Raw genomic sequence first — 22,651 nt, forward strand, 5'->3', positions numbered from 1 at the left:
GGTATGAGGAAAAAAGTGATGTTTACTTTTTTCTCATACCCTTTTTGGCCTAATTTTGTTTTTTTATAATTATAGCTGCATGAGAGAATTTTTCAATTAAAGCATCTAGTTCTAAATCAATTTCTTGCTCATTTGTAAGATCTCGATGTAAAAATTTAGGTGGAGAAGCTAGCATATCAATCAACGTAATACCGATTGTTTTATGTTCATCAAATAAAATTGTAATTTGGGGATGAACAATTGTCTCACCGCACGATCCCGCAACTAAATAAGCCATTTCAATCGATTGTTCATCCAGCGTTCGAATTCGATAATACCCAGTGTCAACAAACTTTTTCTCATCGCTAAAGCTGTGCTTCAATTCTTCTATTTTTTTTCTTCTGTTCATCCCAAGCCTGCTCCTTTTTTTATTTATTATAACATAACTGTATGAATCCACTTATTTAATGATAAAGAGCCATTTCTCCTGAATGTATTCTATTTATAGAAAGTAAATAAAGAAAATAATATTTGAAAAAAGATATAAAATACACATAATTCTCAAAAATTTATATTTTTATTTAAAAATATGATAAATAAAAGACTGGGATTTGGTAGACTTAATAAAAAAAATAGATTAAAATTAATTTTATTCGAATAATATATGGTAAATATATCTAAAAAATATGTTTTTGGTGTAAAAGTGATGTAGATTAGTTTAGAATAATACTTGCAGCTGATAAGCTGATTACTTTATAAAGGGGAACGGCAGCATGTACAATGTAGGATTTGTTTTGCTTGATGGGGCGGATGAAAAAAAATATGCAGACCTATTAAAAAGTGAGCAACTAAGCATACATCTAAGTAGTAGATATGAAAGCGATGATAAAATAGAGAACTATCACGGTATTGTCATCTATGAACAGCATATACAAAATATTGGTGTTATTTGCGAAATGATTATTGATTTAAAGAAAAAACAGGATATGTTTATTTGGATAATTTCAGAAAGAGCAAACAAAATGAATCACATTGTTTATTTGCGGCTTGGTGCAGATGGTATATTCGACACGGAGACAGATCCAGAAGAATATAAACTTTTGATGACGAACGCATTTAACAGATATGATCGAACATATTCGGTCATGACAAATAACCTAAAGAAAACAAAAAAGCCAATGGATTCATCCGATTTGCAATTGCGAGCATGCAACTTTAGCGTTGTCTTAAATGGGAAAGAAATCAATTTGACGAAGTTAGAATTTAAAACGATGGAATTTTTACAAACGCAGCCAGGAGTTGCTGTTTCATACGAAGAAATTTATAAAAATGTTTGGAAAGATGAAAGTAAGAACAAACAATATCGGGTATCTAATTTGATTTTTCATTTAAGACAAAAAATTGAAGAAGATGCCGCACATCCTAGATATATTAGAACTGTTCGTTCAAAAGGATATCAATTGATGTTGTAAATGTAACTGTTTAATAAACTCTGTCATGGCGGTTGATCTGAACGAGAGTGAGGACGATGACGGTGACAACGAACGAGGAATGTATGTTTTCTCTTTTTCTAGCCAATTGTTGAACATAAACAAAAATAGAGAAAATCAGTGCCGATTTGTTAACATCCAAAATAGAGAATGGGATTCTCCATGGATTAAAGAACAAATAATCAGCGCTAATTTTCCCCTGCAATGTGAATGTATCAAAAAATAAAGCGATTGGCAAGAAAAATAGAAATAAATTGTGTGTTCTTTTAAGGCAGACGCACTAAAAAAATAGCAAGGAAGGAGTTGAAAGAATATGAAAATCGGAAAAAAGTCTTATTTTATGTTGATGCTTGTTTTGTTGACAGGTGTTTTTACGGCAATTGTTTATCGTAATATAACCCCGTTGAAAGCGTCCAATGACATGTATTCTATTAAAATAGGGGTTGAAAATTCAGAAGGGAAAATTCCTGTGACACTGAAAATCACTGAAAAAGGATCCGAAGAATTTACTCTTTCTTTTGAAGGATTACATGAAGAAACAACAGATGCTCTTCAAAAAGGTGTTAGCCAAGGAAAAATTACAGTAAAAGAGACGATGCGTTCAACAGAAAAAATGCTTGTTGTTGATAGTCACAACCAGCCTGTAGAAATTAATTTTTATGTCGAACGATGGGATCAAGCAACGGAAGGAAAAATTATTTTAAAGAATATGTCAAACAAAGAACTGGCGTCTGATAAAATCAATTTTTCTATGAGTAAGAATTCTGAAGAAACAACTATTTCCCCTTTTTCAGTTTCTGCAAAACCATTTCTTACAGGTAATTATCCTGGTGATCTTGGGCAACCTGGTCCTACAACTGAAGAAATAGAGCAAGCAAACCAAGCTGCGAATACTGCGATTGGGTTCAATCCAGAAGTAAATGTAAAATATGTGAGCACTTGGGATGAGCTTCGTACGGCTTATAACGATGCTACTGTTACAAAGATTGTCTTAGAAGCAGATATTTCTAACCCTAGCAATCAAGCAATGAATAATCGTAGAACATCAATTGAAATTGACGGAGCAGGTCATCAGTTGCATTTAAATGCCAGAAGTTTTGAAATTAATAGTCCCACAGATGGCATTGGATTTTTCCATATTCATGATATGGTTGCGCAACAAAACTTAAACAATGGTCTTTCTTCTGCTGGTAGGTATGCATTTGTAAACGGTAGCAACGGAACTGCCAATGTTGCTGGTTGGACTTTTAGAACTGGGAATATCACAACAGAGCCTGTAAATGGTAATCGTGTTGGGCGCTTTATTCGCGCGTATCAATCGATGATCCAAATGTACGGATATATGAATCTAACGACAACGGAAGAAAATTATTATGCTGGCGGGATGATTATTGAAGACAAGGCGCAGTGGCGAGGAACGGTTACTTACGCAAATTACTCTGCTGTGTGGTTTGTGGAAAATTCCACGAATACAGCGTCTACCAGCAAAAGTATGGAATTCACGGTTGGTAAAAACGCATTAGTTTCTTTAAAAAATGAGACAACAGGAGCTTCTTACCCAGCTATTTTTCAACATTATCGTACGATGACGATTGGTGAAGGGTCAGTCTATAACTCGAATATGCAAGGAAATTCTGTACGATTTGATGACGCTAGCTCGTCTTTAGTAGTAAAAAAAGATGCAACAGTAAACTTGCTTAGTCGTGGTAATGGGTCAGTAATGCAATTTAATGCAAATGATACAGCATTTCAGTTAGAACCTGGCGGGAGCATTTATATTGTTGGTTCTACGACGAGTCCAATTGTTGATATAACAGGGGGGGCGAATCGAACCTTTACAATGAATTCACCTAAAGGGTTTGATATCCGAAATAAAAATACAGGTACAACCAGCAATAGCCCTGCGATTTCTACAGGAAATGTTGCAACGAACGTTGTTACTATCAATGATTCCGACATTGATTTATGGACCTTGAGATCAGAATTGATGGGACCGTCTCAGCAAACCTATGCGAAAGTTGAAAAATTTTCAGCAAAGGCAAATGGTGGAGCCGCAAACGTAACAACAACAGAACCTGGCTTAGGAACCTTTGTTGCGACACAATATCGTCGTATTGCCGGTATGAATGCAAATCCAGAAGTTGAATGGGTTCCTGTAACAGATGCAGATAAGACTTACAAAGCAAGAGTTAAAATTGGCATGACACCAACCGATAATTTTGATGAAGATGGCAATGTTATTTTACAACCAGTTTACGCAGCCGCTGGACAAGCACAAGTAACGTATACAGATACGTATGGAGCAACATATACAGTACCTACAGATAATCAAGGGTATGCGGTAAAAACAGACACGAAATTCAACATTACTAATAAGGAAATAAAAGCACATGCGATTAGAGGCCCTTGGGTTTCTGACACAGATCCAACTACGACTGTTTTAGATGTCACACCGCCAGAACCAGCCGTAGTTAATGGTGGAAAAGTGAATAATGGAATGAAGCAATTGCTTGGTAAAGATGCAGAACCAAAGGCAAAAATTTATGTAGAGGTTAACGGTGTCCGTCAAGCAGCGGTAGGGACCGTGCGTGATGATGGTAGTTGGGCTTACAATTTGCCTAGGTATTTAGATGTCGGTGAAACCGTGCAAATCTTTTTAGAAGATAATGCTGGGAAAATAACAGCAACACTTGACCCAGTAGCACCACCTACAAATAATGAAAACGGCAATATCAACCCGGTGTCCGGATTAAACTATCGAGATGCAACATTTAAAGCAGCAACAAAATATATTGTTGAAGATGTGATTCCAGACAACCCATTAATGGAAAAAACAGTTATTTCCACAGGGGGTAAAACGACTCAAGTTGGTGATATCTTAACATACACATTAACAGCTACTAATGGAAAAAATGTGAATCTAGATGCGGTTTGGAAGACAGTGACACTCAAAGATAAGATTCCAGAAGAGTTATCATTTGATCCTACAACAGCACAAGTCACGATCAATGACGTGCCAGCAGAAGTAAATGAATTTACTTATGAGCCAAATACTCGTTTATTAACAGTAAACGTTGGTGACTTAAAACCTGGGGAAAAAGCCACTGTAACGTTTAAAACAGAAGTTCAACAAGCAGCTGTTGGTAAAGTGATCAACAATGTTGGTATCGCAACAGGTTTTTCTCCTAGAGAATCAGGGGAGTTTATAGAAGGTGCTGACGATCCACAACGTGCACATGATATATTTTCAAAAAATGCGAATGTTGATAATCCTGGTGGGAGTGTTTTTGGTATTTTAGAACTTGTTTCAGCACCAAAAACAATCAATTTTGGGACAACGAAATTTAACCCCAAAGGAACAAAAATCGATAATCCTTCTTATGAAGGTGGAGATTTAATTGTGAAAGATGGACGTGCCGTTCAAGAAACGTGGACATTAAATGCTCGCTTAGAAAAAGAATTAGCGAAAGTAGATGATCCGAGTACTTTTATACCAAGAGCCATTAGATATGTTCATCAAAAAGATGAGCTAACTCTAATGGGTGCCTCACAACCCATCCTATCACGCAAAAATGATAGCAATGAACCCTATAATATTAGTGGCACATGGTCACCAGAAGGCGATGGATTCAAATTAAGCGTGGACGCTGGTCAATCTATAGACGCAGGAAAATATGAAGCTACTATCATATGGGAGTTAGTCGCAGGTCCGCCACCGACCAAACCATAACTTTTAGGAGAGAAAAGGATGAATAAAAAACGATTATCTATCTTGCTTATTTTGCTATCTTCTATTCTAGGTTTGGTGGTAGTGACACAAGTTTCTCTATCTGTGCATGCAGCTGAAAACCAAAATGGAGGACAAGTAGCAACTGAAGGAATCATTACATTCTATGAGGATTCAACTGAACCAACAATAGAATCAACAAGCACAGACCCTACTTCCACCAGCCAAACAGAATCAAAAATTGTGAAACCTATAGGAAGATATCCTTCCACTGGGGAAATGATTAAAGGATCAGTTGGCGTAATTGGAATTGTTCTCATTGTTCTTGCATTGTTTCTTTTCTTTAAGAAATCTAAAAAGAAACAGGGGGCAGAAAAATGAACAGAAAACCGGTAATGTTAGCTGCCGCTATGCTATTTTTAGTAACGATGGAATCAAAAGACTTGGTGTTTGCAGAGGAACATTCTGTGACTGGACATGGTGCCGTTGAATATACTGGAGAGTATCCTAAAGAACCAGTTGATCCAGAAAATCCAGAAAAACCAGTTAATCCAGGTCCAGGAGCCTCAACAGATGGAGAACTTAGATTTGATTTTGCACCGACCTTAAATTTTGGCAAAAATAAGATTACGGAAGCAAATCGTAATTTCTATGTTAACGCTCAATTGTTCCACAATGGACCTAGTGCTAGAGGAAACTTTTTACAAATCACGGATTCTAGAGCGGAGCGCTCTGGTTGGACACTCCAAGTTCGTCAGGAATACCAATTTAAAAACGATGTGATTCAAGAAGAGAAGGAAAAAGAATTGAGAGGCGCTGTCTTATCTTTTGATAAAGCTTGGGCAAATTCTGCTTACACGCAAGAAAAAGCCCCTCAACTCAGTAAAGATATTATTCAATTAAATGCACAAGAAATAACATTTCCTGTAGCGTCTGCTGATCAAGGACAAGGAAAAGGGTCTTGGATTATTTCGTTCGGAGCATCTGATGAAAATAAACATGAACAGACACCAACTCTTTTTCCAAAAGTAGACGAAAAAAATCAGCCGATTTTAGACGAACAGTTTGAAAATCAGCAAGTCTACGGAAATAAAGCCATTTTTCTATCTGTGCCGGATACAGTCACTATCCATCCAGTACAGTATCAAACCGAGTTAACTTGGATATTAGCTGAGTTACCTTAACACACAAACACACACATAAAAACTAGGAGGAAACACACATGAAAATCAAAACATTATGTTCAGTAGCATTAGTAACAGCAATCACACTAGGAGCGTTAGCACCAATTGCAGCAAACGCTGAAACAGAAGCGAAACCATTAGTAGGTAAAGGTGAAGTAACGTACGAAGAAGACAATGGGAAAAATGAACCTGGTGATCCAGAAAATCCAGATGGAACAAAAGTTGATCCAGGTGAAAATCCAGATATTACTATTAATCCTGATGGTGGACCAATTACTATCGATGTTGTATCTAATTTGATTTTCCCTAACCAAAAAATTGGTGTATCACCAACAGCAACGAAAACTAAAGCAAACCCAGTTACGTTAACATTAACTGATGGAACAACTGTAACGCGTGGAAACTATGTACAATGGACGGATAAACGTGCAGGAAATGACCACAAATATCAAATTAAAGCAGCGATGACAAAACAATTCACTAATGGATCTAACAAATTAGAAAATGCAACAATTTCTTATGCAAATGGGTTCTTAAACTCAAATATGCCAGCAGCTAACTGGCCAGCAGCACGTCCAGAAGCATTTGTTTTAACTCAAGATGGGACAAGCAAACTTGTGTATGATAACAATACTGCTGAATCAACAGGTGCTCAAGGCTTAGGTACATTCTATACTGAGTTTGGTACATCTGCTGCTGACACAAAAAATGGTCTGGGAGAAGCTTCTACAGGCTTGGCAGGTGATTCTGTTGAATTAACAGTTCCAGCAGGGCAAAGCATTGTCAAAGGTAAATATATTGCAGACATTACTTGGTCAATCGAATATACTCCAGCACCAGTTACTCCTGCTGAGTAATCAAAAGCAGCATTTAGTCGACACAAAAAAAGTAAATACTCAAGACACTGGTTCCTAATCAGGGATCAGTCGTCTTGTATATCTTAGGGAGAAGGACATTTTATGAAAAAAAAAATAGTGTACATAGTAACAACCATTCTGATCTCGATCATCATATTTAGCAACAAGTCTGCCGATAGCTTTGCACAAGAAGCAGGCGGTGCAACTGGATTTGTTTATGAAATTAAATTTCCCGAAAATCAACATAAAGACGCAGGTTATTTTGATTTGAAAATGACCCCTGGCCAAAAACAAAAAGTACAAGTATTACTGAAAAACCCAAGCGATAAAGAAATAACTGTAGAAACCAGTTTAAATAGTGCAAAAACAAATATGAATGGTGTTCTAGAGTATGGGCCAGTCAATTTAAAAAAGGATGCGTCATTAAAATATGATTTTGTTGATATTGTTAAAGCTCCAGACAAAGTCATTTTACCACCAAATGCTGAAAAAAATGTAGACATAGAAATTAACATGCCAAAATCCTCTTATGACGGTTTGATCGTTGGCGGCATTCAATTGAAAAAAGCAGATGATGATAGTCAAAAAACACAAGACGGTGCAAATGTTATCAATAAATATGCGTATATTATCGCAATGGTTTTACAAGAGACAGACACCAAAGTAGTGCCAGAATTAAAGTTAAATAAAGTAAATGCCGGACAGTCAAATGCTCGAAATGTTGTATACGTAGATGTATCCAATAGCAAAGCCAATTTTTTAGACAACCTATCAATGGAAGTCCAAATTATGTCTGATAAAAAGGATGCAGTACTCTATGAAACAAAAAAATCAACTATGCGAATGGCTCCTAATTCTAATATGACTTTCCCTGTAAGCATGCAAGGAGAAAAAATGGTTCCAGGGAAATATCGTGCTCATGTTTTAGCAACATCAGGCAGTCAAAAATGGGAATGGACAGAAGCTTTTGAAATCACAGCAGAAGAAGCAGATAAATTTAACCGAGGAGATGTTGGATTAGTTCAAGAAAAAGGAATTAATTGGTTATTGATTATTGGTGTTGCTGTCGGTTTGTTTATTGTGATAGTAGGAGTATTCCTTATTATTCGCATGATTCGCAAGAAAAGAGAAACCGTTAGAAAAGGATTGCGTCGCAAAAAGAAAAATGATTCTGGCACACATAACTAATGCTTGAATATAAATGGAGGGAAAAAGCATGACGGCATTAGATTGGTTTTTTACTATAGGATTAGTGTTGGCAGTCCTTGCTTGTTTATTCTTCATTCTTTTTCTATTTCTGACACTTCAAACAGGCAAACAAATGAAACGCTTAAATAAAAAAAGAGCTAAAACAAAGAAAAAGAAGAAAAAATTACGGATGATCAAAAAGCGATTAAATAAGCAAAAGAAACACCAGCGAACAACTGCTATTATTTGTTTGTTAGTAGGAGTGTTGTTTGGAGGAGGAGCTTTTTACGCTTCTTATTATCAAGCAATGCATTTAACGACGGATGATTCTGATTCAATCGCTAAAGGTTACTATCTTTTAGAGGATTTTACACAAGAATTAACTAATGCTGGTAAGGCATCAGAAAAACAAGAAAAGACCGAATCAAACTTGCGTTACCTTGCGAACAGTATGGCAAGCTATGGAACAAAAAAAGCCAGTACAGTAAATACCCAAGAAGGACAGCTAACATTAAACCGCTACTACAATGCGATGAAAGAACTAGGAACAAATGTTATGAGAAATTACACTCAAATTTATAATAATCCTGATTTAGCCAAAGAGTATCAAAAGGATGTCGGTAAAGTCCAAACGTATGAACAACAAGTATTCAAACTGTACAATGTCAATGAAGCTGCTTTGGATAATAAAAAGTAAACACTTGAGGTGATTTATTATGGAATCACAAAAACGTACAGGAAAAAAGAAACGCCCCAAGCAAGAACATGTTAGTACAAAAACAAACCAAGTAAAAAAGAAGAAGCAGTTGGCTGCGTCAAAAAAAGCCAAATTAGTGGCAAAAAAAAGAAGAAACAAACAAAAACGCTTGATAATTGATTTTTTTGGAGCGATCATTATTACTGGGCTGGTGCTATTTCTTTTGTCACTCTTTTTATTTTCCCTTCCGAAAGTAGAGGGGTATTCAATGGTTCCAACATTAAGAGAGGGCGATCGCGTTTATGTTGATAAGTTAGGGAAACTTAAAAAATTTGAGTTAGTTTATGTTCAATTACCAGGAACAAAGGAAAAACAAATTCGTCGTATTATTGGTATGCCTGGACAAAAAATAATCTATAAAAATGATCAGCTTCAAATTGATAGACAAGACCAAAAGGAAACCTTTATAGACGAAGAAAAACAACTATCGCAGGAAAATGGCCGTTTTTTTACGGAGGATTTTTCGCTTTTCAAATTAACGGAAAAGTCAGTGATTCCTGAAGATAGCTATTTACTTTTGGGAGATAATCGTCCGTATTCGATAGATAGCAGAAGTTATGGATTCGTTGACCGAAAGGCTATTATTGGTGTAGTCAAAATGAGAATATTACCATTACATTTAATTCAGGCTTTTTAGTATTCTAATATTGGCGCATATTTTATGAACATTTATTAAAATAAGGCAGGCAGAATTGCTATGTCTTATTTTTTCAATTTTCTTCTTGTTTTTTTGACAAATATCAAGTCTTTTCCACGATAATCTGTTATACTAATAAACGTTACAAGTTCCCGAAAGGATTTGTTGAGATACGATTAGTTTGTGTTGACAAAGATGCCTTGTAACCGAATATAACTAGGGGGAATACATGATGACAGAAAGACATTTATTTACATCAGAATCCGTTTCAGAAGGACATCCGGACAAAGTTGCCGACCAAGTGAGTGACGCAATACTAGATGCGATTTTAGAACAAGATCCAACAGCCCGAGTGGCTTGTGAAACAAGTGTAACAACTGGTTTGGTTTTAGTTTTTGGAGAGATTTCTACAACTGCTTATGTAGATATTCAAAAAATCGTTCGACAAACCCTTAAAGACATAGGGTATACACGTGCGAAATATGGTTTTGACGGAGATACTGTTGCAGTCCTTGTCGCAATTGATGAACAATCACCAGATATTGCTCAAGGTGTGAATGAGGCATTAGAAACACGTGGTGAAAAAGACACAAAAGATGATATAGGCGCTGGCGACCAAGGCTTGATGTTTGGCTTTGCGGTCAATGAAACACCAGAACTTATGCCATTACCGATTTCCTTGAGTCACAAGCTTGTAAATCGTTTGGCACAATTACGTAAGGATGAGACACTGACTTACTTACGTCCTGACGCGAAATCTCAAGTAACTGTGGAGTATGACGAACAAGGCAAACCACAACGTGTAGATACTGTAGTAATTAGTACACAACACGATGAAGAGACTACGCTGGAACAAATTCAAAAAGACGTGAAGAAATTAGTTATTGATGAAGTGATCCCAGCCGAATTATTAGATGAAGAGACAAAATATTTTATTAATCCGACAGGTCGTTTTGTCATCGGTGGTCCTCAAGGGGATGCTGGTTTAACTGGACGGAAAATTATTGTAGATACTTATGGCGGTTATGCACGTCATGGCGGCGGCGCTTTTTCTGGAAAAGATGCGACGAAAGTCGATCGTTCAGCTAGCTATGCAGCGCGTTATATTGCAAAAAACATCGTTGCAGCAGAATTAGCAGAAAAAGTTGAAGTTCAACTAGCTTATGCAATTGGTGTGGCACAACCTGTGTCTATTTCAATTAACACCTTTGGGACAAGTGATGTACCAGAAAGTAAATTGATTGAAGCAGTGAGAGAAAACTTTGACCTGCGTCCAGCAGGAATTATAAAAATGCTTGACTTACGTCGTCCAATCTACAAACAGACGGCAGCATATGGTCATTTTGGTCGTACAGACATTGAACTACCTTGGGAGCAGACAGACAAAGTCGATGCAATCAAGAAAAGTTTGATGGAGTAAACGAGGCGGCGCTACTAATGAAAATTAGTGGCGCCGTTTTGCTGTGAATCACCACGACTGGCTCAGCCAGAGTGGATGATGAACAGTACTTGGCGACCGAAGAGAGCGAAGTATCCTTACTAGAGAATCACCCACTGCATAAACCAAAAGCATCAATTGGAGAAACCGCAACTAAGTAATTCAGTGCCAAAGAATTCAAGGGATAGCGGCCGTACTAGCAAATCACCATCCGCCATAAACCTTAAAACATCAACTGGAGAACAAGAAACGAACTAAGTATCAAAGAAATACCAATCAAAAAACAAAACAGCAAAAAGTATAGTCACACGTAAAGATAAGCTGATTAAAAAAATCTAGCCTTTTTCATTACTAAAGCAAAAACACCAAAACCAATAAAATTCTGTGAAATAATCATAAGTAACATTCATTTAAGTAAAACGAATCAAAAGGATGGAGATATATGGAAAGAAAAACAAACGTCAAACTTGTAACGATTAGCGTATTTGTTGCAACGTTTATGACAGCAATAGAAGGAACGATTGTTTCAACAGCAATGCCGACAATTGTTGGCTCATTACATGGCATGGAAATTATGAACTGGGTCTTTTCAATTTATTTATTAACCAATGCAATGTTAACACCTATTTATGGGAAATTAGCAGATAAAATCGGTCGTAAGCCGATCTTTATGATTGGAATTATTATATTTATTATTGGTTCTTCCCTTTGTGGATTAGCACAAAATATGATTACTTTAATTATCGCTAGAGCAATTCAAGGGATCGGAGCAGGTGCGATCATGCCTGTTGCTTTAACCATCTTAGCTGATATTTATTCAATTGATAAACGTGCAAAGATGCTAGGATTAAATAGTGCTGCATGGGGAATTGCTAGTATTTTTGGTCCGCTTGCTGGTGGGTTTATTGTAGATACTGTTGGTTGGCATTGGATTTTCTTCATCAATGTACCGATTGGACTTGTATTAATGGGGTTAATTGCATACTTTTTAGTGGAACCAAAAAGAGAGAAAACAAAAGTACCAATGGATATCTTAGGCAGTTTTCTGTTGATGCTTGTGTTATTAACGTTATTGCTAGGTTTCCAATTAATCGGTGATGTTGGCTTTGACTTAAATGTATTGCTATGTTTAGGCGCATCTGTACTCTTTTTTATCGGTTTTATCGTTGTTGAAAAAAGAGCACAAGATCCTGTTATTGATTTGAAATTATTCAAAAATTCCACATTTGTTCTTGTAAATATTGTGGCGGCTTTGATCAGTGGCTTTTTGATGGGTGTTGAAGTCTATATCCCAATGTGGATGCAAGGTGTCCTCGGTAAAAGTGCTGGAATCGGGGGACTCGTATTGGCTCCGATGTCTATTTTATGGATGTTCGGTTCATTTGTCGCCAGTCATTTGATGGAAAAACATTCTACCAAAAAAGTACTGACTATTGGATTAAGCATTACTTTACTTGGCGGTATTTTTCTAGTGTTGGTTCCAGCGTCTATTTCATTTGTTTGGTTTTTTGCTATCTCATCTGTTTTAGGTGTTGGTTTTGGGATTACGATTACAACAACGACAGTCAATGCCCAAAGTAGCGTAGATCCTTCTGAAATGGGGGTAGCAACGTCCTTTAATACATTGGCTAGAACAATTGGGCAAACCTTGATGGTATCGATTTTTGGTGTCATCATCAATGCGGTAACAACTTCTGAATTGGCGCAAAGTTCATTAAAAGTTGACCCGGATGTAATGAATCAATTGGTGAATCCACATACTGCTAATACAATTCCAGCAGATTTATTGAAACCTTTACGTGGAATGTTATATGCAGGTCTTCATAACGTTTATTTGGTCGGAATTGGTTTGATCATCGCTGCAATTATATTAAATGCATCGGTAAAAAAGAAAGTTTAAATAGTAGAGGAGCTAAAAATTCTTTATAAAAAAGAACGAAAGTGAACGTTGTTTTGACATGAAAAATTCATATTTACTTTGTAGTATATAAACATACCAAGAAAAAACAACTTACAGAAAAACACTTTTTCATTTTTAACTCCTCCTCCGCCCGTTCGTTAAGAACGGGTATTTTTTTGTCGAAAAAACTAAAATTAATGCTACAATAATAGAAAACGAAATCGAGGGATAATGTATGGCTTTTTTACAAGCGAATATATATTCAAATGTACTAGAAATGGAAGTAATGCTTAATGTCATTTTGCCCCAGCGGACAAATAAAAAAATTGGAACAGATACCAAAGGAGCACTAAATGATGTGCCTGTTATGTACTTATTGCACGGAATGGGCGGGAATCATAGCGTGTGGGAGCGCCGTACATCAATTGAGCGTTATGTTGCTGATTTAGGTTTAGCTGTTATTATGCCATCTACTGACCTTGGCTGGTATACGGATACAACCTATGATATGAATTATTGGACGTTTGTTTCAGAAGAACTTCCTGTTATTTGCCATGAATTATTTCCACAATTAACGATTAAACGAGAGAAGACATTTGCTGTCGGTCTTTCAATGGGAGGATATGGCGCCTTAAAACTAGGGTTGGCAAAACCAGAAAATTATGGGGCTGTGGCTTCATTATCAGGAGCCGTTGATCTTGCTGGAAGAACGGAAGATTTGCTAGGAATTAGAGGGGAAAAATACTGGGAAGGGATTTTTGGAGCATTAGAAAATGTCCAAGGCTCGATAAATGACCCGATGTTTCTTTTAGAACAATTAGTGAAGAATCAGAAAACAGCACCGAATATCTTTCTTTGTTGTGGTGAGGATGATTTACTTTTATATGCAAACCAAAAAATGGATGTGGCGTTAACAACACATAATATAGAGCATACTTTTGAGACAGGTCCAGGCAATCATGATTGGTTATTCTGGGATACTTGGATTCAACGAGTGTTGATGTGGCTACCTTTATAAAAATAAACGAAAAAGAAGAGGTTGGAACAAGCACCTCTTCTTTTTCATTGGCCTAGCTTATCAACTATGCAAAAGAATCTAAACCGTTTAAAAATATCCGTAACGTTTTCATAAAAAAGTCCTTTTGTTTTTCTTTGTGCCGATATTGAATGCTATTATTGATATTTGTTAATTTATGTTCTTGAACATACTGCTTCATTAAAATCACTTGTCGCTTTAAATAATCATCGCCATCAATCACTCTGTTATACAGCTTTTTCTCTTCTGTTGAATCCATTAACATGCCAAATAATAAATGTTGCAAAGAGGTTATCGTTGTATAACTTTGCTCAATCGAAAAGCCAGCTTCATGTAAAATTCCAAGCATGTCGTCAAGATTCCGCAAACGGGAAGGATAGGCAGGAACCGTATGAATCTCGATTTCAATGGCGCAGGGATATTGCTGGAACAGTTCATAATAATTCTCCATATAGGCATGAATCGTTTCTTTCCAATTTTCTTGTTTTTGAGGAGGAATGAAATGATTTTCGATTTCTTCTGCCATGCTTTGTAGTAAAGCTTGTTTATTTTCAACGTGCCAGTAAATGGCAGGGGCTTGAACTGCTAATTTTTTAGCAACTTTGCGCATCGATAATTTATCCAATTCAGGATTGTCTTCTAATAAATCAAAAGCGGCCTGAATGATTTTTTCTTTTGACAATTTTTCTTCCAAATTTCTCATCCTTTTTATATAAAAATAGAGACTAACTCCTTGAATTTATCTCTTAAAAATGGTAAATTGTTATGCAGCCTAATTTTACAGTGTTAAATTGGTGAAGTCAACGACGATAAACGTGTCTTGTTGTTTCATTTATACTCATATCATAACACTAAATAATCGTTGAAAGTTGCATAACGTATCAAAAGGCTAATTCTACAAAGAAAGTTGGGATAAAGTGAGTATTATTATGGAGCATGTCAAAAAGTACAAGTTGGAAGTTACCATAGCATTGATTACAGTTGTTATCATGGTTATGTCGGCATTGTGGCAACCTAAATTATTACAAAAAGTACTTGAAGCAATTATTAACGAAGATAAAAGTCAAATGAAAGAATTAGGGTTATATTTAATTGGAATTGCAGGGATAGGATTGGTCGCAGGAGTATTCAATACAATTTATTCTGCAAAAGTAGCACAAGGTGTGAGTGCTGATATTCGTGAAGCGACATTTAGAAAAATTCAAACTTTTTCGTTTGGAAATATCGAAGAATTTTCAGCAGGAAATCTCGTCGTTCGTTTAACCAATGATGTGACTCAGATTCAAAATGTAATAATGATTGCCTTACAATCATTATTTAGAATTCCAATTCTTTTTATTGGTAGCTTTATTTTGGCGATGATGACGTTGCCTCAATTGTGGTGGGTCATTGTTTTACTAGTGATAGCTGTATTTATTATCACCGCACTTTCTTTTTCTCAAATGGGTAAGCATTTTATGCTAATTCAAAAATTGATTGATAAAGTGAATGGATTAGCAAAAGAGAATCTTTTAGGTATTCGAGTGGTTAAATCGTTTGTTCAGGAAAAAAATGAATTAGATCGTTTTACTAAAGTAAGTGAAGAGTTAACAAAGCATAACTTGATTGTAGGTACACTTTTTTCTGTTATGATTCCATCATTTATGTTGGCAGCTAATTTAGCCGTTGTGGGATCGATTTTCTTGGTGAGTAATTTAGTGAAAGATGATCCGACTGTAATTGGCGGAATTGCTTCATTCATGAATTATTTGATGCAAATCATGATGGCAATCATTATCGGAGGAATGATGATGATGATGACATCTCGTGCGGCTGTGTCAATTAAACGGATCAAAGAAGTGATGGATACAGTGCCAGCACTTACGTATAAAGATGTACCCGAACAAAATTTAGATGGTAGTGTAGTGTTTGAGCATGTTAGTTTCCGTTATCCTGGAGATGATACAGATACCCTTAAAGATATTTCATTTTCTGTCAAACCTGGTGAAATGATTGGGATTGTAGGTGCTACAGGTGCTGGGAAATCAACATTGGCCCAATTAATCCCTCGATTATTTGACCCTTCAAAAGGGAAAGTAACAGTCGGTGGTGTTGATCTAAAAGAAGTCAATGAACAAAGCTTGCGTAAATCTGTTTCGTTCGTTTTGCAAAAAGCGATTCTTTTCTCTGGTACAATCTCACAAAATTTACGTCAAGGTAAAAAAGACGCAAGTGAAGAAGAGATGAGTCGGGCAACTGAAATCGCACAGGCAAAAGAATTTATTGAAAAATTAGCTTTGCAATACGAAGCGCCTGTTGCTGAGCGAAGCAATAACTTTTCTGGTGGACAAAAACAACGCTTGTCTATTTCTCGAGGCGTGATTGGTGATCCTAAGATTTTGATCTTAGATGACAGTACGAGTGCTTTAGATGCTCGCTCTGAACGTTTAGTCAGAGAGGCTTTAGACAGAGATTTAAAAGAAACAACTACGATCGTGATTGCACAGAAAATTTCGTCTGTTGTTCATGCAGACCGCATTTTAGTGTTAGATAAAGGACACTTAGTCGGCGAAGGAACCCACGAAGAATTAGCCAAAACAAACCCAATCTATCAAGAGATTTACGAAACACAAAAAGGAAAGGATGAAAATAATGACTGATTTAATAAGAGCAAGTAAATTCTTTTTTCATTATTTAAAACGCTACAAACTTTCTTTCTTGTTTATTTTTGTGACGATTGTCATTGCAACATATTTACAAGTTAAAGCACCTCAATTTGTTGGGGAAGCCATTCAAGAGTTAGCCAATTATGTAGGAGCTTTGATGCAAGGTACAGATGATAAGAGTAAATTTATGGATATTATCTGGAAGCTGTTGATTTTTTATGTGCTGACAAGTGCTGCAAACTTTATTTACAGTATTTTGTTTACACAAGTCGTAGGGAAATCAACAAATCGGATGCGTATTGGTTTGTTCAATAAATTAGAAAAATTAACGATTCGCTTTTTTGATTCTCACCAAGATGGCGAAATCCTAAGTCGTTTTACAAGTGATTTGGATAATATTCAAAATAGCTTGAACCAAGCTTTATTGCAAGTCATGACAAATATTGCATTATTTGTGGGAATCTTGATTATGATGTTCCGTCAAAATGTCCAATTAGCATGGGCTACCATTGCGTCTACGCCAGTAGCTATTTTAATTGCAGTAGTGGTGATCAGCAAGGCACGTAAATATGTTGATATTCAGCAAGATGAAGTTGGAAAGTTAAATGGTTATATGGATGAAAAAATCAGTGGACAACGAGTAATCATCACTAATGGCTTGCAAGAAGAAACAATTGATGGTTTCTTAGAGCACAATGAATCTGTGCGTAAAGCAACGTTTAAAGGACAAGTGTATTCTGGTTTGCTATTTCCAATGATGCAGGGAATGTCTCTTGTAAATACAGCAATTGTCATTTTCTTTGGTGGTTGGCTAGCATTAAACGGAGATTTAGAAAAAACAGTTGCCTTAGGATTAGTTGTAACCTTTGTCCAATATTCACAACAATACTATCAACCATTGATGCAGATTTCTTCTGGCTACAGCATGATTCAATTGGCAATAACAGGTGCTAGACGCTTGAATGAAATGTTTGATGAACCTGATGAGATCAATCCCAAAGACGGCAAACAAATTGATGGTATCAAAGAATCAGTAACACTTGATCATGTCGACTTTGGCTATGATCCAGAAGTACCGATTTTAAAAGATGTATCAATCAATGTAAACAAAGGGGAGATGGTTGCCTTAGTTGGACCAACCGGCTCTGGTAAAACAACCATCATGAACCTATTGAATCGTTTTTATGATGTTAATAGTGGTTCTGTAACATTTGATGGAACTGATATTCGTGAAATCGAATTAAACAGTTTACGTTCGCATGTGGGAATCGTACTGCAAGATTCGGTCTTATTCTCTGGCACGATTCGAGCAAATATCGCTTTTGGGAAACCAGAAGCCAGCGAAGATGAAATCATAGCGGCGGCTAAACAAGCCAATATCCATGAATTCATTATGGAACAAGAAAAGGGTTACGACACAGAAATCACTGAAGAAAATAATATTTTCAGTACAGGTCAAAAACAATTGATCAGTATTGCAAGAACAATCATTACAAATCCTTCATTATTGATTTTAGATGAAGCGACAAGTAATGTAGATACAGTAACAGAAGCGAAAATTCAAAAAGCAATGGATGAAGCAATTAAAGGCAGAACAAGCTTTGTTATTGCCCATCGATTGAAAACTATTTTGAATGCGGATCGTATCGTTGTTTTAAGAAATGGTGAAGTGATCGAAGAAGGAAATCATCATGAGTTATTAAAAGAAGATGGTTTCTATGCAGAACTGTATCATAATCAGTTTGTGTTTGAATAAAAAAAAGCAGGTTCGGCGATTGCTGAACCTGTTTTTTTACTTCTTCTCAATACAAAACAAAATCGGCGGATTATTCTTTTGATTGATAAATTGATAAGTCAGAACATTATACTCTTCCTGTAAAAGCGCCTGACAATAGTCTCTTACTAAGGCTAATTCCGATTCACCGCCAACATGTCCATAATACACAACCAAAATAATCCGACCTTTCGCTTTTAAACGAGAAAGCAACGCGTCCAAAGCTTGTTTAGTAGTAGCGGGTTTTGTAATAATCTGCTTGTTACTTTTTGGAAGATAGCCTAAATTAAAAATAGCGGCAGTGATCTCCGTTTCTTTTGAAATCACAGTCTCAATTGTTTCATGACCTTGGTGAAATAAAGTTGTTTGCTTGCGTAAGGACAACTCCGTTAATTTTTTTTCTGTGTTGATCAATGCTTGTTCTTGAATATCAAAGGCATAAACACGACCGCTTTCTCCAACTAAATCCGCTAGAAAAGCTGTATCGTTGCCATTACCCATCGTAGCATCTAAGACGGAGTCGCCTTCTTGAATAACTTCTTTCAAAAGTGTATGACTAAAGTGAAGTGCTGTTTGCAGCATTAGACGAACAATTCCTTTCGAACATTGTATTTTCCTTGGACACTATTGCGCCGTTTCATTTCATTATCAATGGCATTTAAAACTTCCCATTTTTTTAAACTCCACATAGGACCAACTAAAGAATCTGCAGGTGCATCGCCGGTTAAACGATGAATCACGATTTCAGGAGGAATCATTTCTAATTGATCACAAATGACACTGACATAATCTTCCTTGGTCATTAATTGTAAGCGTCCTTCATGATAATCTCTTAACATACGTGTATTTGTCATTAAATGAAGCAAATGAAGTTTGATTCCTTGAATGTCTGAATCAAGAATTGTTCGGCGTACATTTTCCCTCATCATCTCTAATGTTTCACCAGGTAAACCGTTAATAAGATGGGTACAGACACGAATATTATGTTTTCTTAATTTGGCTACACCATCCAAATAGGTTTGGTAATCATGGGCTCTATTAATTGTGTTGCTTGTCTGCTCATAAGTTGTCTGTAAACCTAACTCTACCCATAAGTAATAACGCTGATTCAACTCTGCTAAATACTCCACAACATCATCAGGAAGACAATCTGGTCGTGTCCCGATAGAAATGCCAACAACTCCTTTTTCATTAACGACTTGTTCAAAGCGATGTCGAAGGACTTCAACTGGTGCATGAGTATTAGTGAAGTTTTGGAAATACACAATGTATTGGTCGACTTGAGGCCATTTTTTATGCATCATGTGTACTTCTTTTTGAAATTGAATGGGTAAAGGATCTTGTGGAGCCACAATCATATCCCCTGAACCTGAAACACTACAAAACGTACACCCGCCTTTTGCAACGGTTCCATCACGATTAGGACAATCAAATCCGCCATCTAAGGGCACCTTGAAAATTTTTCCACCAAATTGCTGGCGTAAGGCATAATTCCATGTATGATATCGTTTGTTGGGATCTTCTGTATAAAGAAATTCAGCCATTTTGATTCTTCTTTCTATGTTTGTTTATTTTTAAAGCGCCAAATAAATCGTTTTTCTAGATAAATAGGGTACGTCATCAATAACCAAGCTAACCCGAAACAAAATCCGCCTAGCACATCACTAGGGAAATGAACACCCAGATAAATTCGGCTGATACCGATCAAGACGATAACGACACCTAATACGATTTGTAAAAATAGGCAAATCTTTTTTTGTTTGATAAATTGTGGTAATAAAAACATAATCGTTCCGTATAATAACAAGCTTCCGGTAGAATGCCCACTTGGAAAACTATAGCTATGTTCAGTAACTAAATGTTGAAGTGTTGGACGTTGGCGCATAAATAACAATTTAATCAAAGGGTTGGCTACACCAGCAATCAAAGCTGTATTAATCACGAGCCAAAGTGTTTCAGCATAATATTTGCCTCTAAAAAAGATGAACGCGATAGCCAGCGCCAAAATACCGATCGTCAAAGGATCAGCGAATTTAGTATACCAAATAAAAAATGAGTTTGCGGTTGGATACGGAGTTCTGACAATCTCTGTGATTGTTTGATCGAAACGATGCAACCACGCTGGATAAAAACGAACCACATACCCTAAAAACATAAAGACAACTAAAAAACAGCTGCCTGCAAATTGATAATATAATTTATTTTTCATGAATAATCCTTTCTGAGAGAAGTCTCACTTATTATAGCATCAAATAATAGAGAACACATCTGTTGTTCCTACAAAAAATAGAGTTTGAAGAGCCACTCAAAAAGTGAGGCTCCTTCAAACTCTTTAAATGTAAGCATGGGGGAATTAATCATCGTCACCATCTGATGGACCATCAACTGAGATATCCCCTGAATTACTTTTTAATTCAAATGATTTTTTTTCTTTCCCTTTTTTATATGAAGAACGCTCTTTTCCAAAAATCGTACTATCGCCTAATGTTGTTTTCGTTTTGATAGAGACATCATATAAGATTTCTTCGGTATTTAACTGAATATCCCCCTGTTGAGATTCCACAGATAATTTTTTAGGCATGTCAGTACCTGATAGTGAAAATTGACCATTAACACTTTTCACTGAAACGTCTCCTTTTAAATTGTTTGCTTCAATATCGCCATTGACCGTTTCTATTTTAGAAGTTCCTTTCACTGTGTATAAAGAAATATCGCCAGAAGAACTATATACTGACCAGTCAGATGAAGTGAAATTGTTGATTTGGATATCACCATTAGCTGTTTTAAACGTTGCTTCATCGGCACGAATATCATTCTTTACATGAATGTCGCCATTTTGCGTTTCAATAGTTAGTTTTTCTGTGTTGATCGTATTTGCATTAACATCAGCATTGTTCATCGCCACGTCTATTTTTTTTGTAGTAACATTTGAAAGATGAATATCACCACTTGATTTACCATCAATGATTAGACGTTCAACGGTGTCAGGAATTGTTAAATTAACTGCTGAACCACGGTCAAAAATATCGAATTTTAATCCATCTAATTCCATTTTCTTACGATTGCTATTTGCAGAGATAGTTAATTGATCATTTTTTTCTTTAACATCCAAAGAACTCTCAATAGAAATTGGTTTCGAACTACGAGTGTTCATAACCACTTTATTTGAACTTTCAGTTAAAATATAAAAATCTGCATTTCCAGAAAGGTTAAGATGAATTTCTTTTGTATTTTTTTTATCTTTTATATCATAAGTTTTCATTGTTTGTTTAGTCATTGACTGTTCGGCTCGTCTAAAAAATGTAGCACTACCAATGCCACCAATGATCATACAAATAATAGCCACGCTTAAAAAGAAAGCTGTTGTTTTTTTCATATTAAATATCTCCTCTTAAAACGCGTAAATTCCATTGTGCGTAACGACGCAGGATTTTGGCGAAAGCTTTTGTCAATGGTGTCAGAATGAGTAATCCGATTATCCCAGCACCAAAGAGAAAAATGCTAACAAATAATTGAAACATCGTTCCATCATTTAAGCCAGCAATAACGGAAAAACCACCTAGAATTGGTGAAAGCAAGAATAAAACGGCCGCTAACCACCCAGAAAAGAAAAACATAATAATTGAAAAAATGACCCAAAACATAAGTAAAAAGTTCAGCGAAAGAATACCGAAAACTTGACATAAACGGGCAAAGGTACTGCGTCTAGGTCGTTCATAAGATTGATAAGATGGGTCATAAGGATGCTCAGATGAGTCATCATAGTAATAATTGCTGTCGACAGTTGGTTGGATTTCTTGCCAGCCATCTCGTTCAAGTTTTTTTTCAGGAACAGTGATGTCAAATTCTTGCAAAATTTCTTCCGCAATACTTCTCGGTTTGCCTAAACTTTTGGCGATTTGTTCCTCGGTCTCCCCACCAGCTAATCGCTCAGTAAAAATAGCGTCATATTTATCTAAGACAAATGTTTGTTGCTGGTTAGAAAGAGGCTTTAAGTAGATTTTTAACTCAATTAAAAAGTGTTCTTTGTTCATTTTTT

General features: G+C 36.2%; 20 protein-coding genes and 1 riboswitch. Of the genes, 13 read left to right on the forward strand and 7 right to left on the reverse strand.

Annotated elements, in window-relative coordinates:
* Positions 1 to 49 precede the first annotated feature (49 nt).
* Positions 50 to 388 carry a hypothetical protein gene (locus tag A5880_RS10585; RefSeq protein WP_086329006.1) on the reverse strand — a complete coding sequence of 113 codons (339 nt, stop codon included), beginning with the start codon at positions 386 to 388 and terminating at the stop codon, positions 50 to 52.
* 364 nt (positions 389 to 752) lie between these two features.
* Here A5880_RS10585 and A5880_RS10590 point away from each other — a divergent pair, with 364 nt between their 5' ends.
* The 11 genes from A5880_RS10590 to A5880_RS10640 all read left to right on the forward strand — a co-directional run bounded on the left by A5880_RS10590 (position 753) and on the right by A5880_RS10640 (position 14,175).
* The gene (locus tag A5880_RS10590) at positions 753 to 1,451 is read left to right on the forward strand and encodes a winged helix-turn-helix domain-containing protein (RefSeq protein ID WP_086329007.1); all 699 of its coding nucleotides are present in this window, start codon (positions 753 to 755) and stop codon (positions 1,449 to 1,451) included.
* 331 nt (positions 1,452 to 1,782) lie between these two features.
* On the forward strand, positions 1,783 to 5,199 hold the full coding sequence (locus A5880_RS10595) for an isopeptide-forming domain-containing fimbrial protein (RefSeq protein ID WP_086329008.1): 3,417 nt from the start codon (positions 1,783 to 1,785) through the stop codon (positions 5,197 to 5,199).
* A gap of 18 nt (positions 5,200 to 5,217) precedes the next feature.
* Positions 5,218 to 5,577, forward strand: a complete 360-nt coding sequence (locus A5880_RS10600) for an LPXTG cell wall anchor domain-containing protein (RefSeq protein ID WP_086329009.1) — start codon at positions 5,218 to 5,220, stop codon at positions 5,575 to 5,577.
* A complete protein-coding gene (locus tag A5880_RS10605; protein ID WP_086329010.1) occupies positions 5,574 to 6,380 on the forward strand; it encodes a WxL domain-containing protein in 807 nt (268 codons plus the stop codon). The genes A5880_RS10600 and A5880_RS10605 overlap by 4 nt, the downstream gene beginning before the upstream one ends.
* A 38-nt stretch (positions 6,381 to 6,418) precedes the next feature.
* The gene (locus A5880_RS10610; RefSeq protein ID WP_086329011.1) at positions 6,419 to 7,237 is read left to right on the forward strand and encodes a WxL domain-containing protein; all 819 of its coding nucleotides are present in this window, start codon (positions 6,419 to 6,421) and stop codon (positions 7,235 to 7,237) included.
* A gap of 102 nt (positions 7,238 to 7,339) precedes the next feature.
* On the forward strand, positions 7,340 to 8,425 hold the full coding sequence (locus A5880_RS10615; RefSeq protein ID WP_086329012.1) for a WxLIP family cell surface protein: 1,086 nt from the start codon (positions 7,340 to 7,342) through the stop codon (positions 8,423 to 8,425).
* 28 nt (positions 8,426 to 8,453) lie between these two features.
* Entirely contained in the window at positions 8,454 to 9,122 is a 669-nt protein-coding gene (locus A5880_RS10620; protein ID WP_086329013.1) for a hypothetical protein, read from the forward strand.
* A gap of 19 nt (positions 9,123 to 9,141) precedes the next feature.
* Entirely contained in the window at positions 9,142 to 9,819 is a 678-nt protein-coding gene (gene lepB, locus A5880_RS10625) for a signal peptidase I (protein ID WP_086329014.1), read from the forward strand.
* 137 nt (positions 9,820 to 9,956) lie between these two features.
* Positions 9,957 to 10,054: riboswitch (SMK box riboswitch) on the forward strand.
* Positions 10,052 to 11,239: a methionine adenosyltransferase gene (gene metK / locus A5880_RS10630; protein WP_086329015.1), complete on the forward strand. Its 1,188-nt coding sequence runs from the start codon at positions 10,052 to 10,054 to the stop codon at positions 11,237 to 11,239. (Overlaps the previous riboswitch by 3 nt.)
* 460 nt (positions 11,240 to 11,699) lie before the next feature.
* A complete protein-coding gene (locus tag A5880_RS10635) occupies positions 11,700 to 13,157 on the forward strand; it encodes an MDR family MFS transporter (RefSeq protein WP_086329016.1) in 1,458 nt (485 codons plus the stop codon).
* A gap of 235 nt (positions 13,158 to 13,392) precedes the next feature.
* A complete protein-coding gene (locus A5880_RS10640; protein ID WP_086329017.1) occupies positions 13,393 to 14,175 on the forward strand; it encodes an alpha/beta hydrolase in 783 nt (260 codons plus the stop codon).
* Positions 14,176 to 14,239: 64 nt separating this feature from the next.
* Here the strand turns inward: A5880_RS10640 and A5880_RS10645 are convergent, their stop codons facing one another.
* Entirely contained in the window at positions 14,240 to 14,887 is a 648-nt protein-coding gene (locus A5880_RS10645) for a TetR/AcrR family transcriptional regulator C-terminal domain-containing protein (protein ID WP_086330283.1), read from the reverse strand.
* Between the two features lie 235 nt (positions 14,888 to 15,122).
* On the opposite strand from A5880_RS10645, the gene A5880_RS10650 reads away from it, so the two are divergent.
* Together A5880_RS10650 and A5880_RS10655 are read left to right on the forward strand one after the other, a co-directional pair.
* Positions 15,123 to 16,832 (forward strand): ABC transporter ATP-binding protein, encoded by a 1,710-nt coding sequence (locus A5880_RS10650; protein ID WP_419469612.1) that lies wholly within the window; start codon positions 15,123 to 15,125, stop codon positions 16,830 to 16,832.
* On the forward strand, positions 16,825 to 18,594 hold the full coding sequence (locus A5880_RS10655; RefSeq protein WP_086329019.1) for an ABC transporter ATP-binding protein: 1,770 nt from the start codon (positions 16,825 to 16,827) through the stop codon (positions 18,592 to 18,594). The genes A5880_RS10650 and A5880_RS10655 overlap by 8 nt, the downstream gene beginning before the upstream one ends.
* A gap of 36 nt (positions 18,595 to 18,630) precedes the next feature.
* Here the strand turns inward: A5880_RS10655 and mnmM are convergent, their stop codons facing one another.
* The 5 genes from mnmM to A5880_RS10680 all read right to left on the reverse strand — a co-directional run bounded on the left by mnmM (position 18,631) and on the right by A5880_RS10680 (position 22,646).
* Entirely contained in the window at positions 18,631 to 19,194 is a 564-nt protein-coding gene (gene mnmM / locus A5880_RS10660) for a tRNA 5-(aminomethyl)-2-thiouridylate-methyltransferase MnmM (protein ID WP_086329020.1), read from the reverse strand.
* Complete coding sequence (gene mnmL, locus A5880_RS10665; RefSeq protein ID WP_086329021.1) at positions 19,194 to 20,156, reverse strand: tRNA modification radical SAM protein MnmL/YtqA; 963 nt, start codon at positions 20,154 to 20,156, stop codon at positions 19,194 to 19,196. The genes mnmM and mnmL overlap by 1 nt, the downstream gene beginning before the upstream one ends.
* A gap of 14 nt (positions 20,157 to 20,170) precedes the next feature.
* The gene (locus tag A5880_RS10670; protein WP_086329022.1) at positions 20,171 to 20,821 is read right to left on the reverse strand and encodes a phosphatase PAP2 family protein; all 651 of its coding nucleotides are present in this window, start codon (positions 20,819 to 20,821) and stop codon (positions 20,171 to 20,173) included.
* A 144-nt stretch (positions 20,822 to 20,965) separates the two neighbouring features.
* Positions 20,966 to 21,988, reverse strand: coding sequence for a DUF4097 family beta strand repeat-containing protein (locus A5880_RS10675; RefSeq protein ID WP_086329023.1), 1,023 nt, complete (start codon positions 21,986 to 21,988; stop codon positions 20,966 to 20,968).
* Position 21,989: 1 nt separating this feature from the next.
* Positions 21,990 to 22,646 (reverse strand): DUF1700 domain-containing protein, encoded by a 657-nt coding sequence (locus tag A5880_RS10680; protein ID WP_086329024.1) that lies wholly within the window; start codon positions 22,644 to 22,646, stop codon positions 21,990 to 21,992.
* Between the last annotated feature and the right edge of the window lie 5 nt (positions 22,647 to 22,651).

Origin of the sequence: Enterococcus sp. 4G2_DIV0659 (assembly GCF_002140715.2) — a bacterium.
GTDB lineage: Bacteria > Bacillota > Bacilli > Lactobacillales > Enterococcaceae > Enterococcus_L > Enterococcus_L mansonii.